Raw genomic sequence first — 22161 nt, 5'->3', positions numbered from 1 at the left:
CTACGGCGGAAGTCCGCCGCAAAGGATGGCAGTTCATGGCAGATCACGTATGAGATATCCGGTTTGTAGCCAAACACCGCATCACGGGTCCGGCACAGCAGGTACGTTCTTGCCCGCCGGAGATCAGGGCGGACACTCGGACAAGTGAGACAAGTCGCCCCGATCCGGCATGGTTCGACGGTTCGTACGAGAGGACCGGCCATGGCGCCGTCAACGGTGACCTCGTCCCAGCAGCCCACCCCACCGCAGCCGAATCTCGCGTTCCGGCGGTTGCGCGGACAGCGCTCGCCGGCCGAGTTCGCCGCTGCGGTACGACGGGCCGCCCGTGAGATCGGCGAGCGGGTCAGTTGCGACGCGCGCTACGTCGGTCGGGTCGAGGCCGGTGAGATCCGCTGCCCCAACTACGCGTACGAACGGGTGTTCCTGCACATGTTCCCGGGCCGCACGCTCGCCGACCTGGGCTTCGCCCCCCGCTCGTCCGTCCGCGGACGCCGGGCTCGCGCCACGGATGAGACGCAAGGGGTGTCCGAGCCGTATGACACATACGACGGGCAGGACCCGCACAACCCGCACGACCCGCACGACCCGCACGACCCGCACCAGAACCGTCGCCAGGACGACGAGAACTACGAGAACCACGAGGAGAGCGACGTGCTGCGTCGCCTATTCATGACCGGCGGGGGCGCCACGCTGGCCGCCGCCTCACTGGGCCCCCTGGTGTCCGCCCCCGACGCCGCGGCCGCCCAGCGGCCCCACCGCCGCGTCGGGGCGAGCGAGGTGGGTGTCCTCGAACAGGCCGTCCGCCGGATCCGGCTGCTCGACGACCGGCACGGCGCGGACGGCCTCTACCGGCGCGCGGCGGCTCCCCTGCGCGCGGCGTACGCGCTGCTCGACGCCGGAGCGACCCGGCAGGCGACCGCCGACCGGCTCCACTCCGGCGCCGGTGAACTCGCCATCTCGGTGGGCTGGCTGGCCCACGACTCGGGCCGTTTCGACGACGCCCGCTCGCACTACGCGGAGGCGCTCGCGACCGCCCGGATGACCGGGGACGACGCCCTGGAGGCGCACGCCTTCTGCAACACCGCTTTCCTCGCCCGTGACGCGGGCCGGCCGCGCGAGGCGGTACGGGCGGCCCAGGCCGCACAGCGCGTTGCGCGCTCCCTGGGCTCCCCCCGGCTGCTGTCGCTGCTCGCGCTGCGCGAGGCGGGCGGCTGGGCGGGGCTCGCCGACCGCACCGCCTGTGAACAGGCGCTGGCCCGCGCGCAGGCCCTCTACGAACGCGGTTCCTCGGACGCCGACCCCGAGTGGATGACCTTCTACGGAGAGGCCGAACTGGAGGGGCTGGAGGCCCAGTGCTGGTCGACCCTGGGCGACTGGCCGCGCGCCGCCCGGCACGCGCGCCGTGCGGCCCATTTGCAGGATCCGCACTTCAAGCGCAACATCGCCCTCTACACGGCCGAACTCACGGACGACCTCGCCCGCGGCGGCCGTCCCGACGAGGCCGCGGCGGCGGGCATGCGGGTCCTCGATCTGCTCGGCGAGGTCCAGTCGTCCCGCATCCAGTCGATGCTGGCCGGGACGGCCCGGGTGCTCCTGCCGCACCGGCGGGCATCCGGAGTGTCGGCGTTCCTGGAACGGCACGCGAGCCGGCCACGCACGACATGAGCCGTGCGCCCGGCGGACTGCGGACCACGTACCCGGGGGCGGGCCCCAGGGCCTGTCCGGCGGATCATGGCCTGGGCCGGCCCTAGGGGGTGTCGTTTGGATCATGCCGGCGTCGCGGGGTGTGGCACGCACATCTGCCGCGTTGTCGTCGGTTGCCGACGCTCCGCGTCGACGCCCTCCTCCGCCTTGCAGCTGCACGCACCACACCCCGCTCGACCTGGATGCAAGGCGCCGCTTCTCACGGCCAGCCTGATCCAAACGACACCCCCTAGGCCAGGTGCCCCAGATCGTTCCAGCTCTCGATCGCGGGCTCCCCGTACGCCCAGCCCAGGACGGACAGTGACGTCGGGTTCAGCCGTATCCGCGCGGCGAAGTCGATCGGCAGGCCCAGCCACCGCGCGCCGATGGAGCGCAGTATGTGGCCGTGCGCGAAGACCAGCACATCCCGGTCCGCGGCCCGTGCCCACGCCACCACCTCGTCGGCCCGGGCGGTCACCTCGGCGAGCGACTCGCCCTCCGGCACCCCGTCCCGCCAGATCAGCCAGCCGGGCCGCACCGCCTGGATCTCCTGCGGCGTCATGCCCTCGTAGGCGCCGTAGTCCCACTCCAGCAGCGTGTCCCAGGTGCTCGCGCGCGCGCCGAACCCGGCGAGCTCGCACGTCTCACGCGCGCGTGCCAGCGGGCTGGTGCGCACCTCGGCCCCGGCCAGTCCGTCGAGCGGCGCCCGGTTCAGACGCTCGCCGAGCAGCTTGGCGCCGTGCCGGCCCTCCTCCAGCAGGGGCACGTCGGTCCTGCCGGTGTGCTTGCCGGACAGCGACCACGCGGTCTGTCCGTGCCGGGCCAGCAGGATGCGCGGTGCCATGCGAGAGGGACCTTTCCAGGAAAAACCGAGGCGGAACCGGTCCATCATCCCGCACCCTGTGCGGGTGCCTGCCCGGCAGGCCTCCGGGGCAACCCGGCGGGCGATCTCTGCGTCTTCGAGGGCCGGGGGCGCCCCGCCGGGGCGCGTGCATGCACCGTAAAGTGGCACGGCCCAGGTTCCGGGCGCCGCGCGACATCGAAGGGGGAGGGCGATCGGATGCCGCAGACCGAGGCACCAGGCATCGAGGTGGCCCCACGGACCCGCCTGCGCTGGTGGACCGAACTGCCGCTGATCCTGCTGGTGTACGCCTGCTACTCCGCCGGCCGGCTCCTCGCGCGGGGCGATGTGTCGACCGCCGTCGACCACGGCCTGGGCATCCTGCGCGTCGAGAAGGTCCTGCACATCAACGCGGAGCACCCGCTCAACCGCCTTTTCACACGCGAGGCGTGGCTCGGCGTCCCGGCCGACTTCTGCTACGCGTCGCTGCACTACCTCGTCACGCCCGTGATCCTGGTCTGGATCTTCCGGTCGCGTGCCGAGCACTACCGCGCGGCCCGCACCTGGCTGATGACGTCCACCTTCATAGGCCTGATCGGCTTCACCCTGCTGCCGACCTGCCCGCCCCGCCTCCTCGCGGACGGCTACGGATTCGTCGACACGATGGCCCAGTACAGCTCGTACGGCTGGTGGGGCGGCGAGGCGAGCGCGCCGCGGGGCCTGGGCGGCATGACGAACCAGTACGCGGCCATGCCGAGCCTGCACGTGGGCTGGGCACTGTGGTGCGGGGTCATGCTGTGGCGGTACGGCGGAACGCGTACCGCCAAGGTCCTGGGCGTCGCCTACCCGCTGCTGACCACGATCGTGGTGATGGGCACCGCCAACCACTACTTCCTCGACGCCGTCGCGGGCGCCGCCGTGATGGGCGCCGGACTGCTGCTCGCGCCGCTCGTGATGCGGTACGCGGACCGGATCAGGGCCCGGTTCGAGGGCCGGAGTTCACTTGTCGCAGCGCGCTCCGTCGGCACTCCGGCCCCGATTGTCAGTGACGGATGCCAGACTTCCGCGGGTGAGCGAATACCACGGCAGCGCGAGTCACGGATCGGATCGGGAGCCGAGCCGGGTGCCTCTTCCACGGACGCGGGAGACGGCGCTGCGGCGGCGGCTCGCTAACCTCCGCGGTCCCGACGTACCGGCCAAGGCGCTGGACGCGCGCGCCCTGGCCGCCCTCGCCGCCAACCCGGGCTGCAACCGGCGCGCGATCCTCGACGGCGCCGGAGTGAACAAGGCGGCGCTGGCGAGCGCGTTGGGCTCGCCGTCCGCCTTCGGGCAGTCGCAGTTCGCGCTCACCCGGGGCAATGCGTTCGAGGCGCGGGTCAAGGGGGACGGCGGCGCGGAGTTGCTGCGGCTGGTGCACGAGAAGCTGGATCCGGGAGCGGAGCCGCCGTCGCACGCCCAGGTGCCCGAGCTGTCCGCCATCGGCCCCGAGGGCCGTGCGGCGCGGACGTCCCTCGCGCTGCGCGAGGCCACCGCGGCCGGCACCTGGACACTGCTCGACCATCCGATGCTCGCGCTCGACGTCGCCGGTTCCCCCGCCTTCCTGGAGCCGGACGCGGTGGTGGTGCACCCGGACGGCAGCTGGACCGTCGTGGAGATCAAGTCCTTCCCGATGCTGGACGGCTCAGCGGACCCGGCGAAGGTGGGCGCGGCCGCCCGCCAGGCCGCGGTGTACGTGATCGCGCTGGAGCAGGTCGCCGCGCGCCTCGCCCAGGAGGCTCCGGCCCCGCGGGTACGCCATCGCGTGCTGCTCGTGTGCCCCAAGGACTTTTCCAACCTGCCCGCCGGGTCCGCCGTCGACGTCCGCAAACAGCGCGCGGTCACCGCCCGTCAGCTGACCCGCCTCACCCGTATCCAGGACATCGCCGAGAGCCTCCCCGAGGGCACCTGTTTCGCCCCGGACCGGCCCGCCGCCGAGCTCACGGCGGCCGTGGAGTCGGTCCCGGCGACCTACGCGCCCGAGTGCCTGTCCACCTGTGAGCTCGCCTTCCACTGCCGCGACCGCTCCCGCACGGCCGGCGCGGTCACCGCCCTCGGCCGCTCGGTCCGCGCGGAACTGGGCGGTCTGACCACCGTCGCGGACGTCCTGGCGGCGGCCCGCGGGGAAGCGGGCGATCCGGAGGACCCGGCGGTGGCGGCACTGCGCAGAGCGGCGGAACTGCGGGCCGAGGCGCTCGGCCAGGGGGTGACGGCCGGATGTCGCTGATCTCCGCCCTCGCCCGGCTGGAAGCCGTCACCACCGGCCGCGCCCAGCCCGCCGCCACCGTCCGTCACCGGCATCTGTCGGACCGGCCGCTGGTCCTGGTGCCGCTGACCACCGCCGGTGAGGCCGGCGCCCCGCTCGGCGCGCTGGTCGGCACCGACCGGGACGCGCCGCAGCTGCTCGTCGTACCGCAGCCGCGCGACCGTGATCTGCGGTTCGCGTTCCTGGCCGAACTGGCGGACGTGGTCCTGCCGTACGTCGAGGCGTACGCCGACGCCGTCGAAGCCGCCGAGCGCAACGAGACCGACCCGGAGACCGGCAAGCGGGTCAAGGTCGAGGTCGAACTGTGCGCGGACGCCCCGCAGCTGATCGTGCCGAGCCGCGCGGGCATCGACCTCGTACGGCTGCTCGGGCGCTCCATGCGCTTTCGGCGTACGGCGGACCAGGACCCGGAGACCCCGCACCCCGCCCCGCCCCGGGTGCCGTTGCTCGGGCGATGGCTGACGCACTTCGGGGAGCGGGCCCGGGTGCCCGGCTCCTCGCTGCTGCTGGCCATGACGGACGTACTGGCCCGGCACTGGGCGACCGGCCAGTCCACGCTGGAGGACCAGCACCTGGGCGCCCTGCTCGCCTGGATCGACCCGCCGGAGGGGACCCCGGGCGCCGAGGCCGCGCTCACGGCCGAGCTGGCGCGCGATGCCCGGGGCCAGCTGCTGTGTCCGCCCGCCGGTCCCGCCACCGACCCTGCGTTCGACAACAAGCTGCTCGCCCCCGCCATCGAGCGCTACGACCGCGCCCGCACGACGCTGGCCGCCGCCGAGGACGGCCTGGAGGCGGACGACCGGCTCGCCGCGCTCACGGCCGCCGAGCGGGAGATCCGTGCCCTGGTCGAGAGCCGTACCCGGCCCACCTGGGACGCGGTGTGGCGCGGCCTCGACCTGCTGCGGGAGCTGCCCGCGGGGGCGTATGCCGAGGAGCGGTGGACGCGCGACCGCTGGTCGTTCACCGGCCACCGCGACCGAGTCGTCGCCGGTGAGCCGCCGCAGCCGCGCCGCGACGACGCGGTGACCGCCGCGAACAAACTGGCCACGCGCGAGCGCGAGCAGGCCCGCCTCGATGCTCAGGAGGCCCTCGACGACCCGCTGGTGATGGCGGGGCGGCGGCTGGCCGGGGAGGCGTTCGCGGGCGAGGTCACCGATGTCGTCATGGCGTACAGCGAGGGAAAGCGGCCGAGCCCGCGCCCGCTGGTGACGGTCCGCACGGACGACCGGCCGTACCTCGGGGAGCGCGCGAAGGTCTACCGCTCACTGGGCGGCAAGCCCCAGGCGGCCGAGTTCGTGGAATCCGTCGGCCCTGAGGACACCGGGGACGGCGCCGTGCTCCTGGTCCTGCGGATCGTCGACAAGATGGGCCGCGGCAAGGAGCCCGAGGCGGGATCCGTCCCGGAGAAGGGCCACCGCGTGTGCTTCACCCTGTTCGAGCACGAGCAGCGCGGCGGGGCGAAGCTGCCCGACCCGGAGCAGACCCCGTGGACGCACGGCGGCCCGCCGGGCGAGCAGGCCGTACCGGAAGCCGCCGACCCCCTGACCCCGGAGGACGTCCTGTGACCGCCCAGGCCGGTTTCGACCCCGGTGCCGCCGCCGCCCGGGCGACCGACGCGATCCTCCACGACACCCTGCACGGCACCCACCGCGGTGTCGTCGTCGACTCTCCGCCCGGCGCCGGCAAGTCCACGCTCGTGGTGCGCGCCGCCCTCGAACTCGCCGACGCCGGACGCCCGCTGATGGTCGTCGCGCAGACCAACGCCCAGGTCGACGATCTCGTCGTCAGGCTCGCCGAGAAGAGCCCCGAGCTGCCGGTGGGCCGGCTGCACAGCAGCGACGCCGACCCGTACGACAAGGCGCTGGACGGCCTGCCGAACGTCCGCAAGTCCGCCAAGGCTGCCGATCTGACCGGTCTCGCGGTCGTGATCTCCACCGCCGCCAAGTGGGCCCACGTCAAGGTCGACGAACCATGGCGGCACGCGATCGTCGACGAGGCCTACCAGATGCGTTCGGACGCGCTGCTCGCCGTCGCCGGGCTCTTCGAACGGGCGCTGTTCGTGGGCGACCCCGGCCAGCTGGACCCCTTCTCGATCGTTGGCGGCGAGCAGTGGGCGGGTCTGTCGTACGACCCGTCGGCCTCCGCCGTGACGACCCTGCTCGCCCACAACCCCGAGCTGCCGCAGCACCGCCTGCCGGTGTCGTGGCGGCTCCCGGCGTCCGCGGCGCCCCTCGTCTCCGACGCCTTCTACCCGTACACCCCGTTCCGCAGCGGCACGGACCACGGCGACCGGCGGCTCGCCTTCGCAGTGCCCTCGGACGGCTCCGGCCCCGACCGGGTGATCGACGAGGCGGCGGAGTCCGGCTGGGGCCTGCTGGAGCTGCCCGCACGGCACACCCCGCGCACGGACCCGGAGGCGGTCCGTGCGGTGGCGACGGTCGTACGACGTCTGCTGGACCGGGGCGGCGCCGCCACGTCGGAACGCTCGGCCGGTCCCGTCCCCCTCACCGCCGACCGCATCGCCGTCGGCACGGCACACCGGGACCAGGCGGCGGCGGTCCGCGCGGCCCTCGCGGAACTGGGTGCCACGGATGTCACCGTCGACACGGCGAACCGGCTCCAGGGCCGTGAGTTCGATGTGACGGTCGTCCTGCACCCTCTCTCCGGCCGCCCCGACGCCACCGCGTTCCACCTGGAGACGGGCCGCCTGTGCGTCCTGACCTCCCGGCACCGCCACGCCTGCATCGTGGTGTGCCGGGCCGGCGTGGGCGACCTGCTCGACGACTACCCGTCGACGGAACCGGTCCAGCTGGGAACCCTCGTGAAGTTCCCGGACGGCTGGGAGGCGAACCACGCCGTACTCGCGCGGCTGGCAGAACACCGGGTGCCGTGGCGTCCCTGACCGGGGACCGCGCTCCCGGAGTCCCGCCCAGAGGGAGGCGTATCACACGAGCCCTCTTGCGTGAGCGCGGGACAATGGAGGGTGGCCCATCCTGGACGGGTCGTCGTGACATCCGCAGCAACGAGGAGGCCGAGACATGGCGGAGCCCACGCCGCATCGGAACGAACCGCGGCTACGCCCCGCGCCCCTGCTCTTCGAGCCCACGCAGGTGGCAGCCGACCCGGAGCACTTCTTCGACCTGGAGTCGATCGAGGATCCGCGCGCGCTGCTGGCCCGGGCGACGGAGCTGACCCTCGCGTTCCGCGCCGCGACGGACCGCGCGGTGGAGTACCAGGCGATCGCGGCGGCCCAGCTGGCGGATCCCCGGCGGTTCGACCGGCTGACGACGGCGGACATCGCGGACCGGGCCGAGTGGACCGAGGACTACGCGAAGAAGATGGTGGAGTTCGGGCGGGATCTGCTGCGCGGGGTCGAGGGCAGGGAGCACGTCGACCCGGTGTGACCGCAGGTCGCGAAAACCCGTGCTGGCATATGCCAGCCGGGCAAGATACCCCTTCCCGCCCGCTCCTGTCCCGGTTTCCAGCAACCCTGGGGAACGGATTGCTCACGCCCGGTACACATGGACGCCATGAGCAGTACACGCGACGAGCCGCTCTCCGCTCGCTTCGACGTCTCGGGAGTCACCCCGGACGGAGCCGCCTGGCTCGCCTCGGCGGGACCGTATCCGCGCAGCACACTGGCGCTCTGGGAGGAGCAGCCGGACGCACCGGTCGTGCTGCCCTGCGGGTCCGTCTTCGACGTCGTCAGCGCCCCCGTGGTCTTCGGCCGCCGGATGGCCGACCGGCTGTGGGACGAAGGCCCCGGAACCGGGCCGGTCGCGACCTTCCGCGGGCGGATGCTGCTGTTCGCCGCGCCGGGCACGGCCCAGCGGCTGCCCTCGCTGCTGCGCTGGGAGGAGTGGGGCGCGCAGGACGGCGGGTGCACTCGTACGGTGTCGATCCCGCCGCTGCTGTGCCATGGCACCGGCGACGCCGTGACCGTCCCCGCGCCCCTGTCCGCCGTCGCCTCCCCGACCCGGTCCGACACCCGCTGGCTGGTCGCCCCGGACACCCGTCAGCCCTGGCTGCCGGGCCCGGAAATCCTGCTGTGGGCGGCGGTGCGGGCGGCCCGTGCGGCCGTACGGATATCGATTTTTCCTCCCGCCGATCAGGATGCTAAGGTCTACGACGTCAGCAGGCGCCGCTAGCTCAGTTGGTTAGAGCAGCTGACTCTTAATCAGCGGGTCCGGGGTTCGAGTCCCTGGCGGCGCACGATGGCGATGGCGAGGTGTGTTCGCGGAAAGCGCGAACCCCTCGCCATCGTTGTTTCTGCGCGGCTTCGCCGCGCGCGGTGGGGGCTTCGCCACCCACACCCCCTGACCGTGGGCCGAAGTCGCCGTGGGCCGTCAGGCGGGCGTGATCTTCACCGTCCAGGCGCCGGAGGCCGTCCGGCCCTGCACCTCCACCCGTACCTCGTCGTCCGGCACCGTGAAGCTCTCGCCGAGCGCGACGGGAGCGTCCGCGAGCGGCGGGTAGACCGAGCTCTCCCAGCAGGCCTCGCTGCGCGGGTGCGCGTCGATCACCTCGACCGGCCCGCCGCCGGACTCTGCGCCGCTGCGCACCCGGTAGACCAGCACGCCCGATCCGCAGGCGTCCGCATCGTTGCCGACGGGCCCGCGTGCCTCGAAGGCGAGCGCGCTGTCGGGGGCGGTCCGCACCACGGCGAGCTTGGTGCCGCGGCCCAGTCCGAAGACGGGCGCGCCGGCGGCGCCCACAGCCGGAACACCCGGCCCCGCACCCAGCGGCTCCAGCGTCAGCCGGGTCGAGCCGGTCCCCGGCACGCACACCACCTGGCGCGGTTCCAGCCACCCCAGCTTCCACTTGTGCCAGGCGAACAGATCGGGGGCCAGCCCGAACTGGCTGCCCATCAGGTCCCAGTCGCCGACGTACGTGTCCCAGTCCCCCTTGCCGTCCATCGGCCGGTGGTACAGGTCCGGCAGATCGAAGACATGCCCGGTCTCATGAGCCAGGACGAGCCGGTCCGGCGGATGCCGCTCGAACACGGTGACGACCCGGCGGATGTCCGAGCCGTCGATCCGCAGCGGCTTGTCCAGGTTGACGACCTTCGTGGCGTCCGAGTCCACGCCGGGGGCGTCGGGGTCGGCGACGAAGTAGACGATGTCGTAGCGCGAGAAGTCCACCTTGCCGTCGGCCGCGGCGAACGCGTCGTGCAGATACGCGGCGCGGTGGGCGGAGTTCCAGTCACGCCGTATGGCGTACGAGGTCGAGGGCCGCGGCATCCTGATCCAGTGCCGCAACGGATGCGGGCGCAGGGTGAACTTGCCGTAGGAGGCGCGTTCGAAGAAGCGGCTGGTGGCCGGGAAGTGGTCGGCGACCAGCTCGGCTGTGGCGGTCAGCGGGACCGCGTCGGGGAAGGACAGGAAGACCATCACCGCGTCGAGCGAGCGGGTCGGGCGCGGATAGGCGGCGTTCCAGGTGTCCAGGCCCTCCGAGTGGTGGGCCTCGGTGCGCTGGAGGGCGCACGGCGAGAACCCGAACGGCCCAGCCACGGACGGGCCGGTCAGGATCGAGGTCGCGGCGAGCGCCGACATGGTGGTGAACACGGCGGCGGTGCTGCGCAGTCGGGGCCGCACGGAGGACCGGCCGAGCCGCTCGACGGCCTCACGGGTGAGTGCCCTGAGAGCAGGCTGACGCGGCACGGGGACCTCCGGGAGCGGTTCACGGGACACCGCACCCAGCCTGTGTGAGATTGTCGTACTACGCCCTGATTGTCTGCACCAGAAGAGTGAGAGGGCCCGATTCACCGACGGGACGGCACCCCGAATCGCTCACAGAACGTCACAACTGGTCGGAGGGTTTTAGGAGGCGTCCAGGTGCGGGCAGAAACGATCTGTCGGGAGGGTTGCCGGTTCCGGGACACTGGACTTTGGCTGGAAGGGCCGGGGGCCAGCCTCTATGATCGGCACACTTTCCTGACCATTCCTGCCCGACGAGACCCATCCGAAGACCGAGTGCACTGCGGGAGCGAGCGGTGAGCGGAACCTCCGAAGGGCCGACGCCCGCGGCAGACCTCCTCGGGCCGGCCGTCACAGAGAGTAACGTCGAGCCATCTGCGGGTACGGAGCCCGGCCCGCCGCCGTCCTCGGTGCCCTTCCGGTCCGCCTTCTCCGTCGCCCCGCTGGCGATGGCCGTCGTCGACCACGAGGGCCTGGTGGTCAGCGCCAACGAGGCGTTCGCCGACCTCCTCGGCACCGGCACGGACAACTCCGCCGGATGCGTGGCCGCCGACCTGGTGGACCTGACGTCCGACGCCCGCACCTGGCACGCGTACCGCGAGTTGCTGGGCGGCCGCAAGGCGCGGCTGCGGAGCACGCGCCGGCTCAAGCATCCCGACGGGCACTCGCTGTGGGTGCAGGTCACGGTCGCGCCCCTGGCGGGCGAACAGCCGGGCGTCCTGCTGTCCGTCGCGGACATCAGCGCACGCCGTGAACTCCAGGGCCGGCTGCGGCACTTGCAGATGCACGACCCGGTGACCCGGCTGCCCAACCGCACCCTGTTCTTCGAACGCCTTTCGGCCGCGCTGGAGCGGGACTCATATGACGAGGGCGGCACGGGCCGGATCGGGCTGTGCTATCTGGACCTGGACGGGTTCAAGGCCGTCAACGACACACTCGGCCACCGCGTCGGCGACCGGCTGCTGGCGGCGGCGGCCGAACGCCTCACCCACTGCGCCGACGAGGCGGGCCGCGGCAGAGCCGGTGTTCCGCTGGTGGCCAGACTCGGCGGTGACGAATTCGCCCTGCTGGTCGAGGACTCGACGGGCACCGAGCAGCTCGCCGAACTCGCCGAGACCGTGCTCAAGGCGCTTCAGGCTCCCTTCGACATCTCCGGCCGGCGGTTGTCGCTGTCGGCGTCGATCGGGGTCGTGGAGCGGCGTGCGGCCGGCACCACCGCCACCGCTCTGATGCAGGACGCGGACACGACGCTGTACTGGGCCAAGGCCGACGGCAAGTCCCGCTGGACGCTGTTCGATCCGGAGCGCAACGCCCACCGGATGACCCGGCAGGCGCTCGTCTCCACACTGCGGCCGGCCATCGAACGCGGTGAATTCGCCCTGGAGTACCAGCCGTTGGTGAACATGGAGGACGGGCGGCTGCGGGGAGTGGAGGCGCTGGTGCGCTGGAACCACCCGCAGTTCGGTGTGCTGACGCCGAATCGGTTCATCGGACTGGCCGAGGAGGACGGCTCGATCGTGCCGCTCGGCCGCTGGGTGCTGGCCACCGCCTGCCGCCAGGCCCGCCGCTGGCAGGTGGACCACCCAGACGAGCCGCCCATCTTCGTGAGCGTGAACGTGGCGGTCCGTCAGGTGTGGGACTCGGACCTGGTCGCGGATGTGGCGGGGGTGCTCGCGGAGACGGGGCTCGCGCCGCATCTGCTCCAGCTGGAGCTGACGGAATCGGCGGTGATGGGATCGGCGGGGCGGCCGCTGCAGGCCCTCCAGGCACTCAGCGAGACGGGCGTGAGGATCGCGATCGACGACTTCGGCACCGGGTACTCCAACCTCGCGTACCTCAGCCGGCTGCCGGTGTCCGTCCTGAAGCTGGACGGCTCCTTCGTCCGGGGCTTTCAGTACGACGGCGCCGGCGTCGCCCCGAACCCGGCCGACGAGGTCGTGGTCGAGGCGATGATCCAGCTGGCCCACCGCCTCGGCCTGACGGTCACCGCAGAATGCGTCGAAACCTCCGCCCAGGCCTCCCGCCTACGCCAGATCGGCTGCGACACGGGCCAGGGCTGGCTCTACTCCCGCCCGGTCCCGCCGGATCGTATCTCCGGCTTGCTGGGCTTACGGGCCTGCCCGCAGGGGTAAGCGCACGGCCCAACGCGTGCGTCACTCCCGGGCCGAATCAGCGGGTGTCGTCATGGCACCCGTCGAGCTCAATTGCACCGGCGCGCCCCCTAGGGATCCCGCACGAGCGCGGCCGAGCTGAGCGAGCGGGCAGGCGCACCGCGCCGAGCAACCGCAACGGGATCCAGCGCGGCCGGAACCGGGTCGGCCGCGAGCGCAAGACGCAGCCCCACGATGCCGACCGCCGCACGAGCCAAGCCCAGCGCAGGGACGGCACCACGCGGACGGTTCGGCAACACCGCAGGCAAGTCTCCCGCGCGAGCGCAGCCGGGCTGAGCAAGCGCACGGTGCCGCAGCCCGCCCCGATGAGCCCCCGGCGCGAGCCGACCGCACCTGGGCCAGGGCACCCGGCCGGGGGCCCGCCCCACGACGCCGCTCCCCGCACGAGCCAAGCCCAGCGCAGGGACGGCACCACGCGGACGGTTCAGCAACACCGCACGCGAGCCTCCCGCACGAGCCCATCCAAGCTGAGCGAGCACACGGTGCCGCAGCCCGCCCCGATGAGCCCCCGGCGCGAGCCGACCGCACCCGGGCCAGGGGCCTGCCCCGCGGTCAGTCGCGCGGCAACCCGAACTCCTCCGCGAGCAGTTCGTACGAGCGCAGGCGTAGTGCTCCCTCGTGGGCGTGGGAGGTGATCATCAGTTCGTCGGCTGCCGTGCGTTTGTGGAGGGCGTCGAGGCCCGAGCGGACCTCGTCGGCCGTGCCGTGGATGATGTTGGCGTTCCAGGAGTCGACGAACTCGCGCTCCAGCGGGCTGAACGCGTGCGCCTCGGCCTCCTCCGGAGAGGGGAACAGTCCCGGGCGGCCGGTGCGGAGCCGGACCATGTTGAGTCCGGTGGCCAGGACCTGACGGCGGGCCTCCTTCTCGTCGTCGGCGGCGAGGACGGAGACGCCGATCAGGGCGTAGGGCTTGTCCAGGACGGCGGAGGGCCGGAAGGACTCCCGGTAGAGGTCCAGGGCCGGGACCGTGTTCTGCGCCGAGAAGTGGTGCGCGAAGGCGAAGGGCAGCCCGAGCACACCGGCCAGGCGGGCGCTGAAGCCGGAGGAGCCGAGCAGCCAGACGGGCGGGCGGTGCGGGGACTGGACGCCGCCGGGCGAGGTGCCCTGGACCGGGCCGGGGACGGCGTGGACACGGCGGTAGGGGTGCCCGTCGGGGAAGTCGTCGTCGAGGAAGCGGATGAGTTCCGCGAGCTGCTGGGGGAAGTCGTCGGCGGACTCGCCCCGGCCCTCGGCGCGGCGCAGGGCCGCGGCGGTGGCGCCGTCCGTGCCGGGGGCGCGGCCGAGCCCGAGGTCGATACGGCCGGGAGCCATGGCCTGAAGCGTGCCGAACTGTTCCGCGATGACCAGCGGGGCGTGGTTGGGCAGCATGACGCCGCCGGAGCCGAGCCGGATACGGCTGGTGTGCGCGGCGAGGTGGGCCAGGATCACGGCCGGGGAGGAGGAGGCGACACCCGGCATGGAGTGGTGCTCGGCCACCCAGTACCGGTGGAAGCCGCGGGACTCCGTGAGACGGGCGAGGCCGACGGAGGTGCGCAGGGCGTCGGTGGCGGTGTGGCCGGAGCCGACCGTGACCAGGTCCAGGACGGAGAGGGGGGCGGGGGCGGTGCCGTGGGCCTCGCCTCGGATCTCGTCTGCTGACACCTGTGCCTCCTGGTCGTGGCCCTACCCGTTCCGCCCGGCACCAACTGGAGACTGCCTCCGCTTATTCCCGCGGATCTGTCACACCTGCACGATCGGCTCCCGCGTGAACAGCTTCCCCAGCTCCGGCGCGTTCACCCGCCGGTTCGTCAGGCGCAGCGCCTCCCACACCGTGACCTGGTTCGCGGTGAGGACCGGCTTGCCCAGGTCCTTCTCCAGGGCGGGGACATGGGCGGCCGTGTGCAGGGCCGTGTCCGGCACCAGCACGGCCTCCGCGTCCTCGTGGTCGGCCGCCCGTGCCAGCGCGAACAGCTCGGCCTTGCCCCAGGTCCCGACCTCCGCCGCCGTGATGATCCCGGACTCGCGCAGGGCGACCACCTCCACGCCGCCCGCCCGCAGGAAGTCCGCGAACAGGGCGGCCACGTCGTCCGGGTAGGTCGCGCCGACCGCGACCCGTCGCACCCCGATCTCCCGTACCGCGTGCACGAAGGCGAAGGAGGTGGAGGAGGCGGGCAGGCCGGCCGCACGGGCCAGGCTGCGGATCTGCTCGTGGGCGCCCTCCCAGCCGTAGACGAAACTGCCGCTGGTGCAGGCCCAGACCACCGATTCGGCGCCCGACATCCGCAGCTCCTCGACGCCCGCCGCGAGCCGGTCCGTGGAGCCCATCCGGCGCAGTGCGTCCACCCGGTGCGCGTCCTCGCCGATGTCGGTGTGGACGAGGTCCACCCGGATGTCACTGCCGAGGAGCTGCTCGATGCGCTGGTAGTCGTCCTCGGCGGAGTGGCCCGGGTAGAGAAGTCCGAGTGCTGTCATGTCCAGCCTTCCTGCTGTTCTTCGTCGGGCAGTTCCGGTACCTGCGGCAGTACGGGACCGGACCGTGCCGCCGTGTCGATCAGCAGCTGGTACGGCCCCACGGCCCGGGTACCCAGGCGTCGCAGCGCCGCCCACATGGTCACCTGGTTGGCCGAGATCACCGGGATGCGCAGTTCGGCCTCCAGCTGGGGGATCACGTCGTACGTCGGGAGGTTGGTGCAGCTGATGAACAGGGCGTCGGCCCGGCCTCGCGCGGCTCGGTGCGCCATGTCGACGACCTGCCGGTACGGGACCTTCCAGATGTGCCGGGTCAGGCCCATGTAGGCGCATCCGGTCACCATGACGCCCGCCTCGGCCACATAGTCCTCCAGCGCCCGGGTGACGGACACCGTGTACGGGGTCACCAGCGCCACCCGCCGTACGCCGAGCTCGGTCAGCGCCTCCAGGAGCGCTCCGGACGTCGTCACGGAGGGCACCGCGCCGGCCCCGGTCATCGCCGCGCACATCGCCTGCTCCCCGGCGATCCCGCCGACGAAGCTGCCGGAGGTGCAGGCGTAGGCGACGACCTCGGGCGTGATCGCGGTGAGCGTGCGGACCGCGTCGACGAGCGTCGCATGCTCGCTGACCAGGCGCGCGAGGTCGAGACTGACCTCGACGGGCACGTACGGCGTGCGGGTCAGATGGAGCGAGACCTCGTCCGGGATCCAGCGCCACAGCTCGCGGTCGAGCGCGAAGTCGAAGGGCGCGACGACTCCGACTCCACGCTGGGGGCGGGGTCCGCCGAGGAAGGAGATGCCCAGGGTGTCCATGCCGGTCACCTGCCTCACTGTGGGAAGCGAGTGGACAACGGACCGTACGCCTGCCCGTGTTGACGACGGTAGATTCGGGTGCGAGCGTGGTCAATCCGCCCACGTCACCGCCTGTGCCGGCCGCCCGGTCACCCCGTAGAACGGTGCCCCGATGACCGCCCCCACCCTGCTCGTCCTGGACGCCGAACCGCTCCCCCGGCTCGGCCGGCTCACCGGCCGTGCCCGGATCGAGCACGCCGACGACTCCACGCTGGCCGCCCGGCTGCCGTACGCCGATGTCCTGCTCGTCTGGGACTTCACCTCGCATGCCGTGCGCGAGGCGTGGCCGGGCGAGGGCCCGCGGCCACGCTGGGTGCACACGGCGAGCGCCGGCGTGGACCATCTGCTCTGCCCGGAGCTGGCCGCCTCCGACACGGTGGTCACCAACGCCCGCGGCATCTTCGACCGGCCGATCGCCGAGTACGTCGCCGCCCTCGTCCTGGCGATGGCCAAGGACCTGCCGCGGACCTGGGAGCTCCAGGGCGAGCGGACCTGGCGGCACCGTGACGCGCAGCGGGTGGCCGGCACGCGCGCGTGTGTCGTGGGGTCGGGGCCCATCGGCCGCGCGATCGTCCGTGCGCTCAAGGCGCTCGACGTGACGACCGCGCTCGTCGGGCGCACCCCGGCCACCGGTATCCACGGGCCCGGCGATCTCGACCGGCTGATGGCCCGCGCCGACTGGGTGATCGCGGCGGCACCGCTCACGGAGCAGACGTACGGCATGTTCGACTCCCGCCGGTTCGGGGTGATGCAGCCCTCCGCCCGGTTCGTCAACGTCGGGCGCGGGCAGCTGGTCGTCGAGGACGCGCTCGTCGAGGCGCTGACCAAGCGCTGGATCGCGGGCGCGGCCCTGGACGTCTTCGAGCACGAACCCCTCACCCCCGACAGCCCGCTGTGGCAGGTCCCTAATCTGATCGTGTCCCCGCACATGAGCGGCGACACGATCGGCTGGCGGGACGAACTCGGCGCCCAGTTCGTGGAGTTGTACGGGCGCTGGGAGGCGGGCAGACCACTGGCGAACGTGGTCGACAAGAAGCGCGGATACGTACCGGGACGCTGAAGCACCACCGACGATGGCTGGAGGGCGCATGACGGACGACCTCACCGAGCTGACCGCCGTACAACTCCTCGACGGCTACCGCAAGGGCGAGTTCAGCCCGGTGGAAGCCACGCGCGCGGCCCTGGAGCGGGCCGAGCGGATCCAGCCGGAGGTGAACGCGTTCGTGCGGCTCACCGCGGACGAGGCTCTCGCGCGGGCCCGTCTGTCGGAGGAGCGGTGGCGGCTCGGCGAGCCGTCCGGACTGGTGGACGGCGTCCCGGTCACGGTGAAGGACATCCTGCTGCAACGTGGCACCCCGACCCTGCGCGGCTCCAGAACGATCTCCGAGCAGGGGCGCTGGGACGAGGACGCGCCCTCCGTCGCCCGGCTGCGCGAGCACGGCGCGGTCTTCCTCGGCAGGACCACGACCCCGGAGTTCGGCTGGAAGGGCGTCACGGACTCGCCGCTGACCGGCATCACCCGCAATCCGCACGACCCGTCGCGTACCGCGGGCGGATCGAGCGGGGGTGCGGCGGCGGCCGTGGCCCTCGGCGCGGGCCCGCTCGCGCTCGGCACGGACGGCGGCGGCAGCGTCCGCATCCCGGCGGCGTTCTGCGGGATCTTCGGCCTGAAGCCGACGTACGGCAGGGTGCCGCTCTACCCGCCGAGCGCCTTCGGCACGCTGTCGCACGTGGGGCCGATGACCCGGGACGCGGCCGACGCGGCCCTGCTGCTGGACGTCATCGCCGCCCCGGACTCCCGCGACTGGTCGGCGCTCGGCCCGCCGCCCGGCTCGTTCGCGCTAGGGCTGTCCGGCGGGGTGCGGGGGCTGCGCTTCGCCTACTCACCGTCCCTGGGCGGTCAGGTGGCGGTGCGGCCGGCGGTCGCGGCGGCGGTGCGGCGGGCGGTGGAGCGGCTGGCGTCTCTCGGCGCGTACGTCGAAGAGGCCGACCCCGACTTCGCCGAACCGGTGGACGCCTTCCACACCCTGTGGTTCAGCGGGGCGGCCCGTGTGGTCCAGCATCTCGGGCCGCACCAGCGGGAGTTGCTCGACCCGGGCCTGAGGGAGATCTGCGGCCTGGGGGCCCGGCTGAGCGCCCTCGACTATCTGGCCGCCGTCGATGTGCGCATGGAACTCGGGCGCCGTATGGGCCACTTCCACGAGTCCCACGACCTTCTGGTCACCCCGACCCTCCCGATCACGGCGTTCGAGGCGGGTGCCGAGGTGCCGAAGGGGTCGGCACACCGGCGCTGGACGGGCTGGACGCCGTTCACCTACCCGTTCAACCTGACCCAGCAGCCGGCGGCGACCGTCCCGGTCGGCGCGGACGGGGACGGGCTTCCGGTGGGCCTGCAGATCGTGGCGGCCCGGCACCGGGACGACCTGGTGCTGCGGGCCGCGCACGCGCTGTACGAGGCCGGGGTCACCTCCGCCGGAAGCTGAGCGTCTCCCCCGCCGCCCCCGACCGCCACAGGTCGTTGCATGCCTCGGCCATCTCCTGAAGGCCCTCGACGACCTGGCCCCAGACGATGCCGGGGACCCAGCCCACGTCGCCGTTGAGGAGGAGGTTGTTGCGCTCGTAGAAGAGGGCCAGGTCGACCAGGGTCGTGCCGGCGGGAACCTCGCGGTCGTAGCCGTAGGCCTTGGTGCCGAGTTCCGCGCCCGCGAAGGAGAAGTAACAGAGATCTCCCGGAATCGGGGTGACGGTCGGATTCTCCAGCGGTGGCTCCGATTCCGCGAACGGCGGGAAGAGCGCATAGATCTCGTTGCGCGCGTACTTCGCGTGGTAGACGTCACCGGACAGCGGAAGCGCGTCCCACACGGCCGCGCAGGTGAGCGGCGCACGGTCGGTCAGCAGCCTTGCCGTACAGGTGATTCCACGCTTGACCAGCGAGACGTCGATGTAACGGTCAGCCATGCGTTCCATGGTGCATACATCGCATCGTCCCGGGTAGCCGCGCCGCCATGGCTCCACGACTGGAACATGGCGAACACACAAATGGGCCCACCGGGACCACACGCCGGTCGCTGCTCGCGGGGGTGGCGGCGCTCGGCACGCTGGGCGCGGCCGGCTGCTCCCGCGTGGCCACCGCCTCCACCACCGACGGCGGCGATCTGCTCGACCGGCTGAAGGCGCAGGGCGTCGTACGCCTCGGCATCGCGGGCGAGATCCCCTTCGGGTACATCGACAGGAACGGCGAACTGACCGGCGAAGCGCCCGAGTTGGCGAAGGCGGTCTTCAAGCGGCTCGGGGTTGACCGGGTGCAGCCCGTGCCGACCGAGTTCGGGTCGCTCATCCCCGGGCTGAACTCACAGCAGTTCGATGTGGTGGCCGCCGGGATGTACGTCAATCCCGAGCGCTGCGAGCAGGTCATCTTCGCGGACCCCGACTACCAGATGCTCGATTCCTTCATCGTACGCAAGGGAAATCCCAAGGGGCTGCACGACTACAAGGACGTCGTCGAGAAGCAGGCCCGGTTCGCGACCGGGACCGGTTATGCGGAGATCCAGTACGCCGTCGACGCGGGGTACAAGGAGAGCGACATCCTGATCGTGCCGGACCAGGTCGCCGGGCTGAACGCCGTGGAGGCCGGGCGGGCCGACGTGTTCGCCGGTACGGCGCTCACCACCCGCGAGGTGGTGAAGAAGTCCGCCAAGGCGGAGGCCACCAAGGCCTTCACACCGCTCGTGGACGGCAAGCCGCACATCGACGGGGGTGCCTTCGCCTTCCGGCCGACCGAGACGAAGCTGCGTGACGCCTTCAATGTCGAGCTGCGGGAGCTGAAGAAGAGCGGCGAGCTGTTCCGCATCCTCAAGCCCTTCGGCTTCACCGAGGCCGAGATGACCGATCTGACCGCGAAGGAGCTGTGCGGCGGATGACCTCGGGACTCTGGGAACTCGTACTCAAAGGGATCTGGACCACGATCCAGCTGCTCGTCCTCAGCGGGCTGCTGGCCGCCGCCGTGTCCTTCCTCGTCGGGATCGCGCGCACCCACCGGCTGTGGATCGTCCGCTTCCTCGCGGGCTGCTACACCGAGGTGTTCCGCGGGACCTCCGCCCTGGTCATGATCTTCTGGGTGTTCTTCGTGCTGCCGCCCGCCTTCGGCTGGCAGCTGGTCCCGTTGTGGGCGGGCACGCTGGCGCTCGGGCTGACCTATGGGGCGTACGGCTCGGAGATCGTCCGGGGCGCGCTGAACGCGGTCGAGCCCGCGCAGAAGGAGGGCGGGATCGCGCTCAGCTTCACGCCCTGGCAGCGGATGCGGCTGATCCTGCTGCCGCAGGCGGTGCCGGAGATGATCCCGCCGTTCTCCAACCTGCTGATCGAACTGCTCAAGGGCACCGCGCTGGTGTCCGTCATGGGCATGGGCGATCTGGCGTTCAGCGGCAATCTGGTGCGCCTCGCGCTCCAGGAGAGCGCCGAGATCTACACGTACATCCTGCTGATCTACTTCGTGATCGCCTTCCTGCTCACCCGCGTCATGCGCGGACTGGAGAAGCGGCTGAAGGCCGGGATCGGCCGGGCGCCGGAGCGTGGGGTGTCCGCACATGAGCTGAAGCGCGCCGAGACGACCGGCGTGGGAGGTGGTGTCGCATGAAGTGGGACTGGAACGCGGTCGGCGACTTCATGCCGCTCTTCTGGGACGGCCTCGTCGTCACCCTGGAGGCGCTGGCCCTCGGCTCGCTGATCTCCTTCACCCTCGGGCTGGTGTGGGCGCTGCTGATGCGGACGCCGTCCCGGTGGGTGCGCTGGCCGGTGGGGGTGGTCACGGAGTTCGTGCGCGACACCCCGCTGCTGGTGCAGCTGTTCTTCCTCTTCTATGTGCTGCCCGAGTGGGGCGTGACCCTCTCGGCGCTGACCACCGGCGTCATCGGGATCGGGCTGCACTACTCGACGTACACGATGCAGGTCTACCGGGCCGGTATCGAGGCGGTGCCGGCCGGCCAGTGGGAGGCGGCGACGGCACTCAACCTGCCGGTGGGCAGGACCTGGACCGCGGTGATCCTGCCGCAGGCGATCCGGCGGGTCGTGCCGGCGCTCGGCAACTATGTGATCGCGATGCTCAAGGACACGCCGATGCTGATGGTGATCACCGTGCTGGAGATGCTGGGCCAGGCGCGGCTCTACTCCCAGGAGCACTTCCAGTTCACCGAGCCCCTGTCCGTGATCGGTGTGGCCTTCATCCTCATTTCCTATCTGGCCTCCCTTCTGCTGCGAGCCATGGAGCGACGTCTTGTCCGTTGACACCGCGAAGAACCCCGAGAAGAAGCCCGGGCAGCACACCGGCGAGCTGGTGCGCCTGGAGCAGGTCACCAAGCGGTTCGGGGACCACACCGTCCTCGACCGGCTCGACTTCGGTGTGGAGGCCGGCAAGCACGTCACGCTGATCGGGCCGTCCGGGTCGGGCAAGACCACGATCCTGCGGCTGCTGATGACGCTGGCCAAGCCGGACGAGGGCACGATCACCGTCGACGGGCAGCGGCTCTTCCCTGCCCCCGAGAAGCAGATCCGGGAGGTGCGCAAGAAGATCGGGATGGTGTTCCAGCAGTTCAATCTGTTCCCGAACATGACCGTGCTCAGAAACATCACCGAGGCCCCCGTCACCGTGCTGGGCCTGTCCAAGGACGAGGCGGAGGCGCGCGCCCGCGAGCTGCTGGACCTGGTGGGCCTGGCCGACAAGTGCGACGCCCGTCCGACCCAGCTGTCCGGCGGCCAGCAGCAGCGGGTGGCGATCGCCCGGGCGCTGGCGATGCGGCCGCAGGTGCTGCTCCTGGACGAGGTGACCTCGGCGCTGGACCCGGAGCTGGTCGCGGGCGTCCTGGACGTGCTGCGGGACATCGCCCGCACCACCGACATCACGATGCTCTGTGTGACCCACGAGATGAACTTCGCCCGTGACATCTCGGACCAGGTCCTGATGTTCGACTCGGGCCGGGTCATCGAGTCCGGGCCTCCCGAGAAGATCTTCAGCGATCCGGAGCAGGAGCGGACCCGGGAATTTCTCGGTGCGGTCCTCTGACCGCGAGAAGTGAACGCACCAACGCCCGAGGTCCACACTGCGGGTCATGTCCCGGACATATGCCAGCGCGGCTCCGCCCCTGCTGAGAGCGACGGAAACCGGTCAACAGCC

The 22161-nt window shown here is 72.0% G+C and carries 20 protein-coding genes and 1 tRNA gene; 15 read left to right on the top strand and 6 right to left on the bottom strand.

Annotation, left to right across the window (positions count from 1 at the left end; genetic code table 11):
* Positions 1 to 201: 201 nt before the first annotated feature.
* Entirely contained in the window at positions 202 to 1665 is a 1464-nt protein-coding gene (locus tag F7R91_RS28405; protein ID WP_150952937.1) for a tetratricopeptide repeat protein, read from the top strand.
* A gap of 268 nt (positions 1666 to 1933) precedes the next feature.
* Here F7R91_RS28405 and F7R91_RS28395 read toward each other — a convergent pair whose 3' ends face one another.
* Positions 1934 to 2527 carry a histidine phosphatase family protein gene (locus F7R91_RS28395; RefSeq protein ID WP_150952935.1) on the bottom strand — a complete coding sequence of 198 codons (594 nt, stop codon included), beginning with the start codon at positions 2525 to 2527 and terminating at the stop codon, positions 1934 to 1936.
* Positions 2528 to 2743: 216 nt separating this feature from the next.
* On the opposite strand from F7R91_RS28395, the gene F7R91_RS28390 reads away from it, so the two are divergent.
* The 7 genes from F7R91_RS28390 to F7R91_RS28360 all read left to right on the top strand — a co-directional run bounded on the left by F7R91_RS28390 (position 2744) and on the right by F7R91_RS28360 (position 9038).
* Complete coding sequence (locus F7R91_RS28390) at positions 2744 to 3697, top strand: phosphatase PAP2 family protein (RefSeq protein WP_150952932.1); 954 nt, start codon at positions 2744 to 2746, stop codon at positions 3695 to 3697.
* Positions 3648 to 4787, top strand: coding sequence for a hypothetical protein (locus F7R91_RS28385; protein WP_150952929.1), 1140 nt, complete (start codon positions 3648 to 3650; stop codon positions 4785 to 4787). The genes F7R91_RS28390 and F7R91_RS28385 overlap by 50 nt, the downstream gene beginning before the upstream one ends.
* Positions 4778 to 6391, top strand: a complete 1614-nt coding sequence (locus F7R91_RS28380; protein WP_150952927.1) for a hypothetical protein — start codon at positions 4778 to 4780, stop codon at positions 6389 to 6391. The genes F7R91_RS28385 and F7R91_RS28380 overlap by 10 nt, the downstream gene beginning before the upstream one ends.
* Positions 6388 to 7728: an AAA domain-containing protein gene (locus F7R91_RS28375; RefSeq protein WP_150952924.1), complete on the top strand. Its 1341-nt coding sequence runs from the start codon at positions 6388 to 6390 to the stop codon at positions 7726 to 7728. Before F7R91_RS28380 ends, F7R91_RS28375 begins: the two co-directional genes overlap by 4 nt.
* A 136-nt stretch (positions 7729 to 7864) precedes the next feature.
* Positions 7865 to 8230 carry a hypothetical protein gene (locus tag F7R91_RS28370; protein WP_150952921.1) on the top strand — a complete coding sequence of 122 codons (366 nt, stop codon included), beginning with the start codon at positions 7865 to 7867 and terminating at the stop codon, positions 8228 to 8230.
* 126 nt (positions 8231 to 8356) lie between these two features.
* A complete protein-coding gene (locus tag F7R91_RS28365) occupies positions 8357 to 8974 on the top strand; it encodes a bifunctional DNA primase/polymerase (RefSeq protein ID WP_150952917.1) in 618 nt (205 codons plus the stop codon).
* A tRNA-Lys gene (locus F7R91_RS28360) sits at positions 8965 to 9038 on the top strand. Before F7R91_RS28365 ends, F7R91_RS28360 begins: the two co-directional genes overlap by 10 nt.
* 134 nt (positions 9039 to 9172) lie before the next feature.
* On the opposite strand, the gene F7R91_RS28355 is transcribed toward F7R91_RS28360, so the two are convergent.
* Positions 9173 to 10516: a M6 family metalloprotease domain-containing protein gene (locus F7R91_RS28355; RefSeq protein WP_191971664.1), complete on the bottom strand. Its 1344-nt coding sequence runs from the start codon at positions 10514 to 10516 to the stop codon at positions 9173 to 9175.
* Between the two features lie 302 nt (positions 10517 to 10818).
* On the opposite strand from F7R91_RS28355, the gene F7R91_RS28350 reads away from it, so the two are divergent.
* Positions 10819 to 12654 (top strand): putative bifunctional diguanylate cyclase/phosphodiesterase, encoded by a 1836-nt coding sequence (locus F7R91_RS28350; RefSeq protein ID WP_150952914.1) that lies wholly within the window; start codon positions 10819 to 10821, stop codon positions 12652 to 12654.
* A 591-nt stretch (positions 12655 to 13245) separates the two neighbouring features.
* Here the strand turns inward: F7R91_RS28350 and F7R91_RS28345 are convergent.
* The 3 genes from F7R91_RS28345 to F7R91_RS28335 form a co-directional block, all read right to left on the bottom strand.
* Positions 13246 to 14334 (bottom strand): LLM class flavin-dependent oxidoreductase, encoded by a 1089-nt coding sequence (locus F7R91_RS28345; protein WP_150952912.1) that lies wholly within the window; start codon positions 14332 to 14334, stop codon positions 13246 to 13248.
* Positions 14335 to 14412: 78 nt separating this feature from the next.
* Positions 14413 to 15144 carry a maleate cis-trans isomerase family protein gene (locus tag F7R91_RS28340; protein ID WP_150952909.1) on the bottom strand — a complete coding sequence of 244 codons (732 nt, stop codon included), beginning with the start codon at positions 15142 to 15144 and terminating at the stop codon, positions 14413 to 14415.
* Positions 15141 to 15944 (bottom strand): maleate cis-trans isomerase family protein, encoded by an 804-nt coding sequence (locus tag F7R91_RS28335; RefSeq protein ID WP_150953065.1) that lies wholly within the window; start codon positions 15942 to 15944, stop codon positions 15141 to 15143. Before F7R91_RS28335 ends, F7R91_RS28340 begins: the two co-directional genes overlap by 4 nt.
* Positions 15945 to 16104: 160 nt before the next feature.
* Here F7R91_RS28335 and F7R91_RS28330 point away from each other — a divergent pair, with 160 nt between their 5' ends.
* Both F7R91_RS28330 and F7R91_RS28325 read left to right on the top strand, forming a co-directional pair.
* Positions 16105 to 17052, top strand: coding sequence for a D-2-hydroxyacid dehydrogenase (locus F7R91_RS28330; protein WP_150952906.1), 948 nt, complete (start codon positions 16105 to 16107; stop codon positions 17050 to 17052).
* 28 nt (positions 17053 to 17080) lie between these two features.
* Positions 17081 to 18475: an amidase gene (locus F7R91_RS28325; RefSeq protein ID WP_150952903.1), complete on the top strand. Its 1395-nt coding sequence runs from the start codon at positions 17081 to 17083 to the stop codon at positions 18473 to 18475.
* Here F7R91_RS28325 and F7R91_RS28320 read toward each other — a convergent pair.
* Positions 18456 to 18950, bottom strand: coding sequence for a DUF3830 family protein (locus F7R91_RS28320; RefSeq protein ID WP_191971663.1), 495 nt, complete (start codon positions 18948 to 18950; stop codon positions 18456 to 18458). The two genes, F7R91_RS28325 and F7R91_RS28320, sit on opposite strands and share 20 nt — an antisense overlap.
* Positions 18951 to 18997: 47 nt before the next feature.
* Between F7R91_RS28320 and ehuB the strand changes: the two genes are divergently transcribed.
* The 4 genes from ehuB to ehuA are packed head-to-tail and all read left to right on the top strand — an operon-like array spanning position 18998 to position 22050.
* The gene (gene ehuB, locus F7R91_RS28315; protein ID WP_191971662.1) at positions 18998 to 19912 is read left to right on the top strand and encodes an ectoine/hydroxyectoine ABC transporter substrate-binding protein EhuB; all 915 of its coding nucleotides are present in this window, start codon (positions 18998 to 19000) and stop codon (positions 19910 to 19912) included.
* A complete protein-coding gene (gene ehuC, locus F7R91_RS28310; protein ID WP_150952898.1) occupies positions 19909 to 20628 on the top strand; it encodes an ectoine/hydroxyectoine ABC transporter permease subunit EhuC in 720 nt (239 codons plus the stop codon). The genes ehuB and ehuC overlap by 4 nt, the downstream gene beginning before the upstream one ends.
* Complete coding sequence (ehuD, locus tag F7R91_RS28305) at positions 20625 to 21275, top strand: ectoine/hydroxyectoine ABC transporter permease subunit EhuD (RefSeq protein WP_150952895.1); 651 nt, start codon at positions 20625 to 20627, stop codon at positions 21273 to 21275. Before ehuC ends, ehuD begins: the two co-directional genes overlap by 4 nt.
* A complete protein-coding gene (gene ehuA, locus F7R91_RS28300) occupies positions 21265 to 22050 on the top strand; it encodes an ectoine/hydroxyectoine ABC transporter ATP-binding protein EhuA (protein ID WP_150952892.1) in 786 nt (261 codons plus the stop codon). The genes ehuD and ehuA overlap by 11 nt, the downstream gene beginning before the upstream one ends.
* The last annotated feature ends 111 nt before the right edge of the window (positions 22051 to 22161 follow it).

The organism is Streptomyces luteolifulvus, from assembly GCF_008806595.1.
In the GTDB taxonomy this organism is placed as follows: domain Bacteria; phylum Actinomycetota; class Actinomycetes; order Streptomycetales; family Streptomycetaceae; genus Streptomyces; species Streptomyces luteolifulvus.
The sequence above is the reverse complement of the archived record's forward strand: the minus strand, read 5'-3'. Positions and strand labels throughout refer to the sequence as shown.

What these genes read in the sequence shown, in the direction of transcription:
- F7R91_RS28330 (WP_150952906.1), top strand. Translation starts at nt 16,105, where the DNA reads ATGACCGCCCCCACCCTGCTCGTCCTGGACGCCGAACCGCTCCCCCGG.
- F7R91_RS28320 (WP_191971663.1), bottom strand. Translation starts at nt 18,950, where the DNA reads ATGGCTGACCGTTACATCGACGTCTCGCTGGTCAAGCGTGGAATCACC.
- F7R91_RS28365 (WP_150952917.1), top strand. Translation starts at nt 8,357, where the DNA reads ATGAGCAGTACACGCGACGAGCCGCTCTCCGCTCGCTTCGACGTCTCG.
- ehuD (WP_150952895.1), top strand. Translation starts at nt 20,625, where the DNA reads ATGAAGTGGGACTGGAACGCGGTCGGCGACTTCATGCCGCTCTTCTGG.
- F7R91_RS28405 (WP_150952937.1), top strand. Translation starts at nt 202, where the DNA reads ATGGCGCCGTCAACGGTGACCTCGTCCCAGCAGCCCACCCCACCGCAG.
- F7R91_RS28390 (WP_150952932.1), top strand. Translation starts at nt 2,744, where the DNA reads ATGCCGCAGACCGAGGCACCAGGCATCGAGGTGGCCCCACGGACCCGC.
- F7R91_RS28340 (WP_150952909.1), bottom strand. Translation starts at nt 15,144, where the DNA reads ATGACAGCACTCGGACTTCTCTACCCGGGCCACTCCGCCGAGGACGAC.
- F7R91_RS28380 (WP_150952927.1), top strand. Translation starts at nt 4,778, where the DNA reads ATGTCGCTGATCTCCGCCCTCGCCCGGCTGGAAGCCGTCACCACCGGC.
- F7R91_RS28325 (WP_150952903.1), top strand. Translation starts at nt 17,081, where the DNA reads ATGACGGACGACCTCACCGAGCTGACCGCCGTACAACTCCTCGACGGC.
- F7R91_RS28395 (WP_150952935.1), bottom strand. Translation starts at nt 2,527, where the DNA reads ATGGCACCGCGCATCCTGCTGGCCCGGCACGGACAGACCGCGTGGTCG.
- F7R91_RS28370 (WP_150952921.1), top strand. Translation starts at nt 7,865, where the DNA reads ATGGCGGAGCCCACGCCGCATCGGAACGAACCGCGGCTACGCCCCGCG.
- ehuB (WP_191971662.1), top strand. Translation starts at nt 18,998, where the DNA reads ATGGCTCCACGACTGGAACATGGCGAACACACAAATGGGCCCACCGGG.
- ehuC (WP_150952898.1), top strand. Translation starts at nt 19,909, where the DNA reads ATGACCTCGGGACTCTGGGAACTCGTACTCAAAGGGATCTGGACCACG.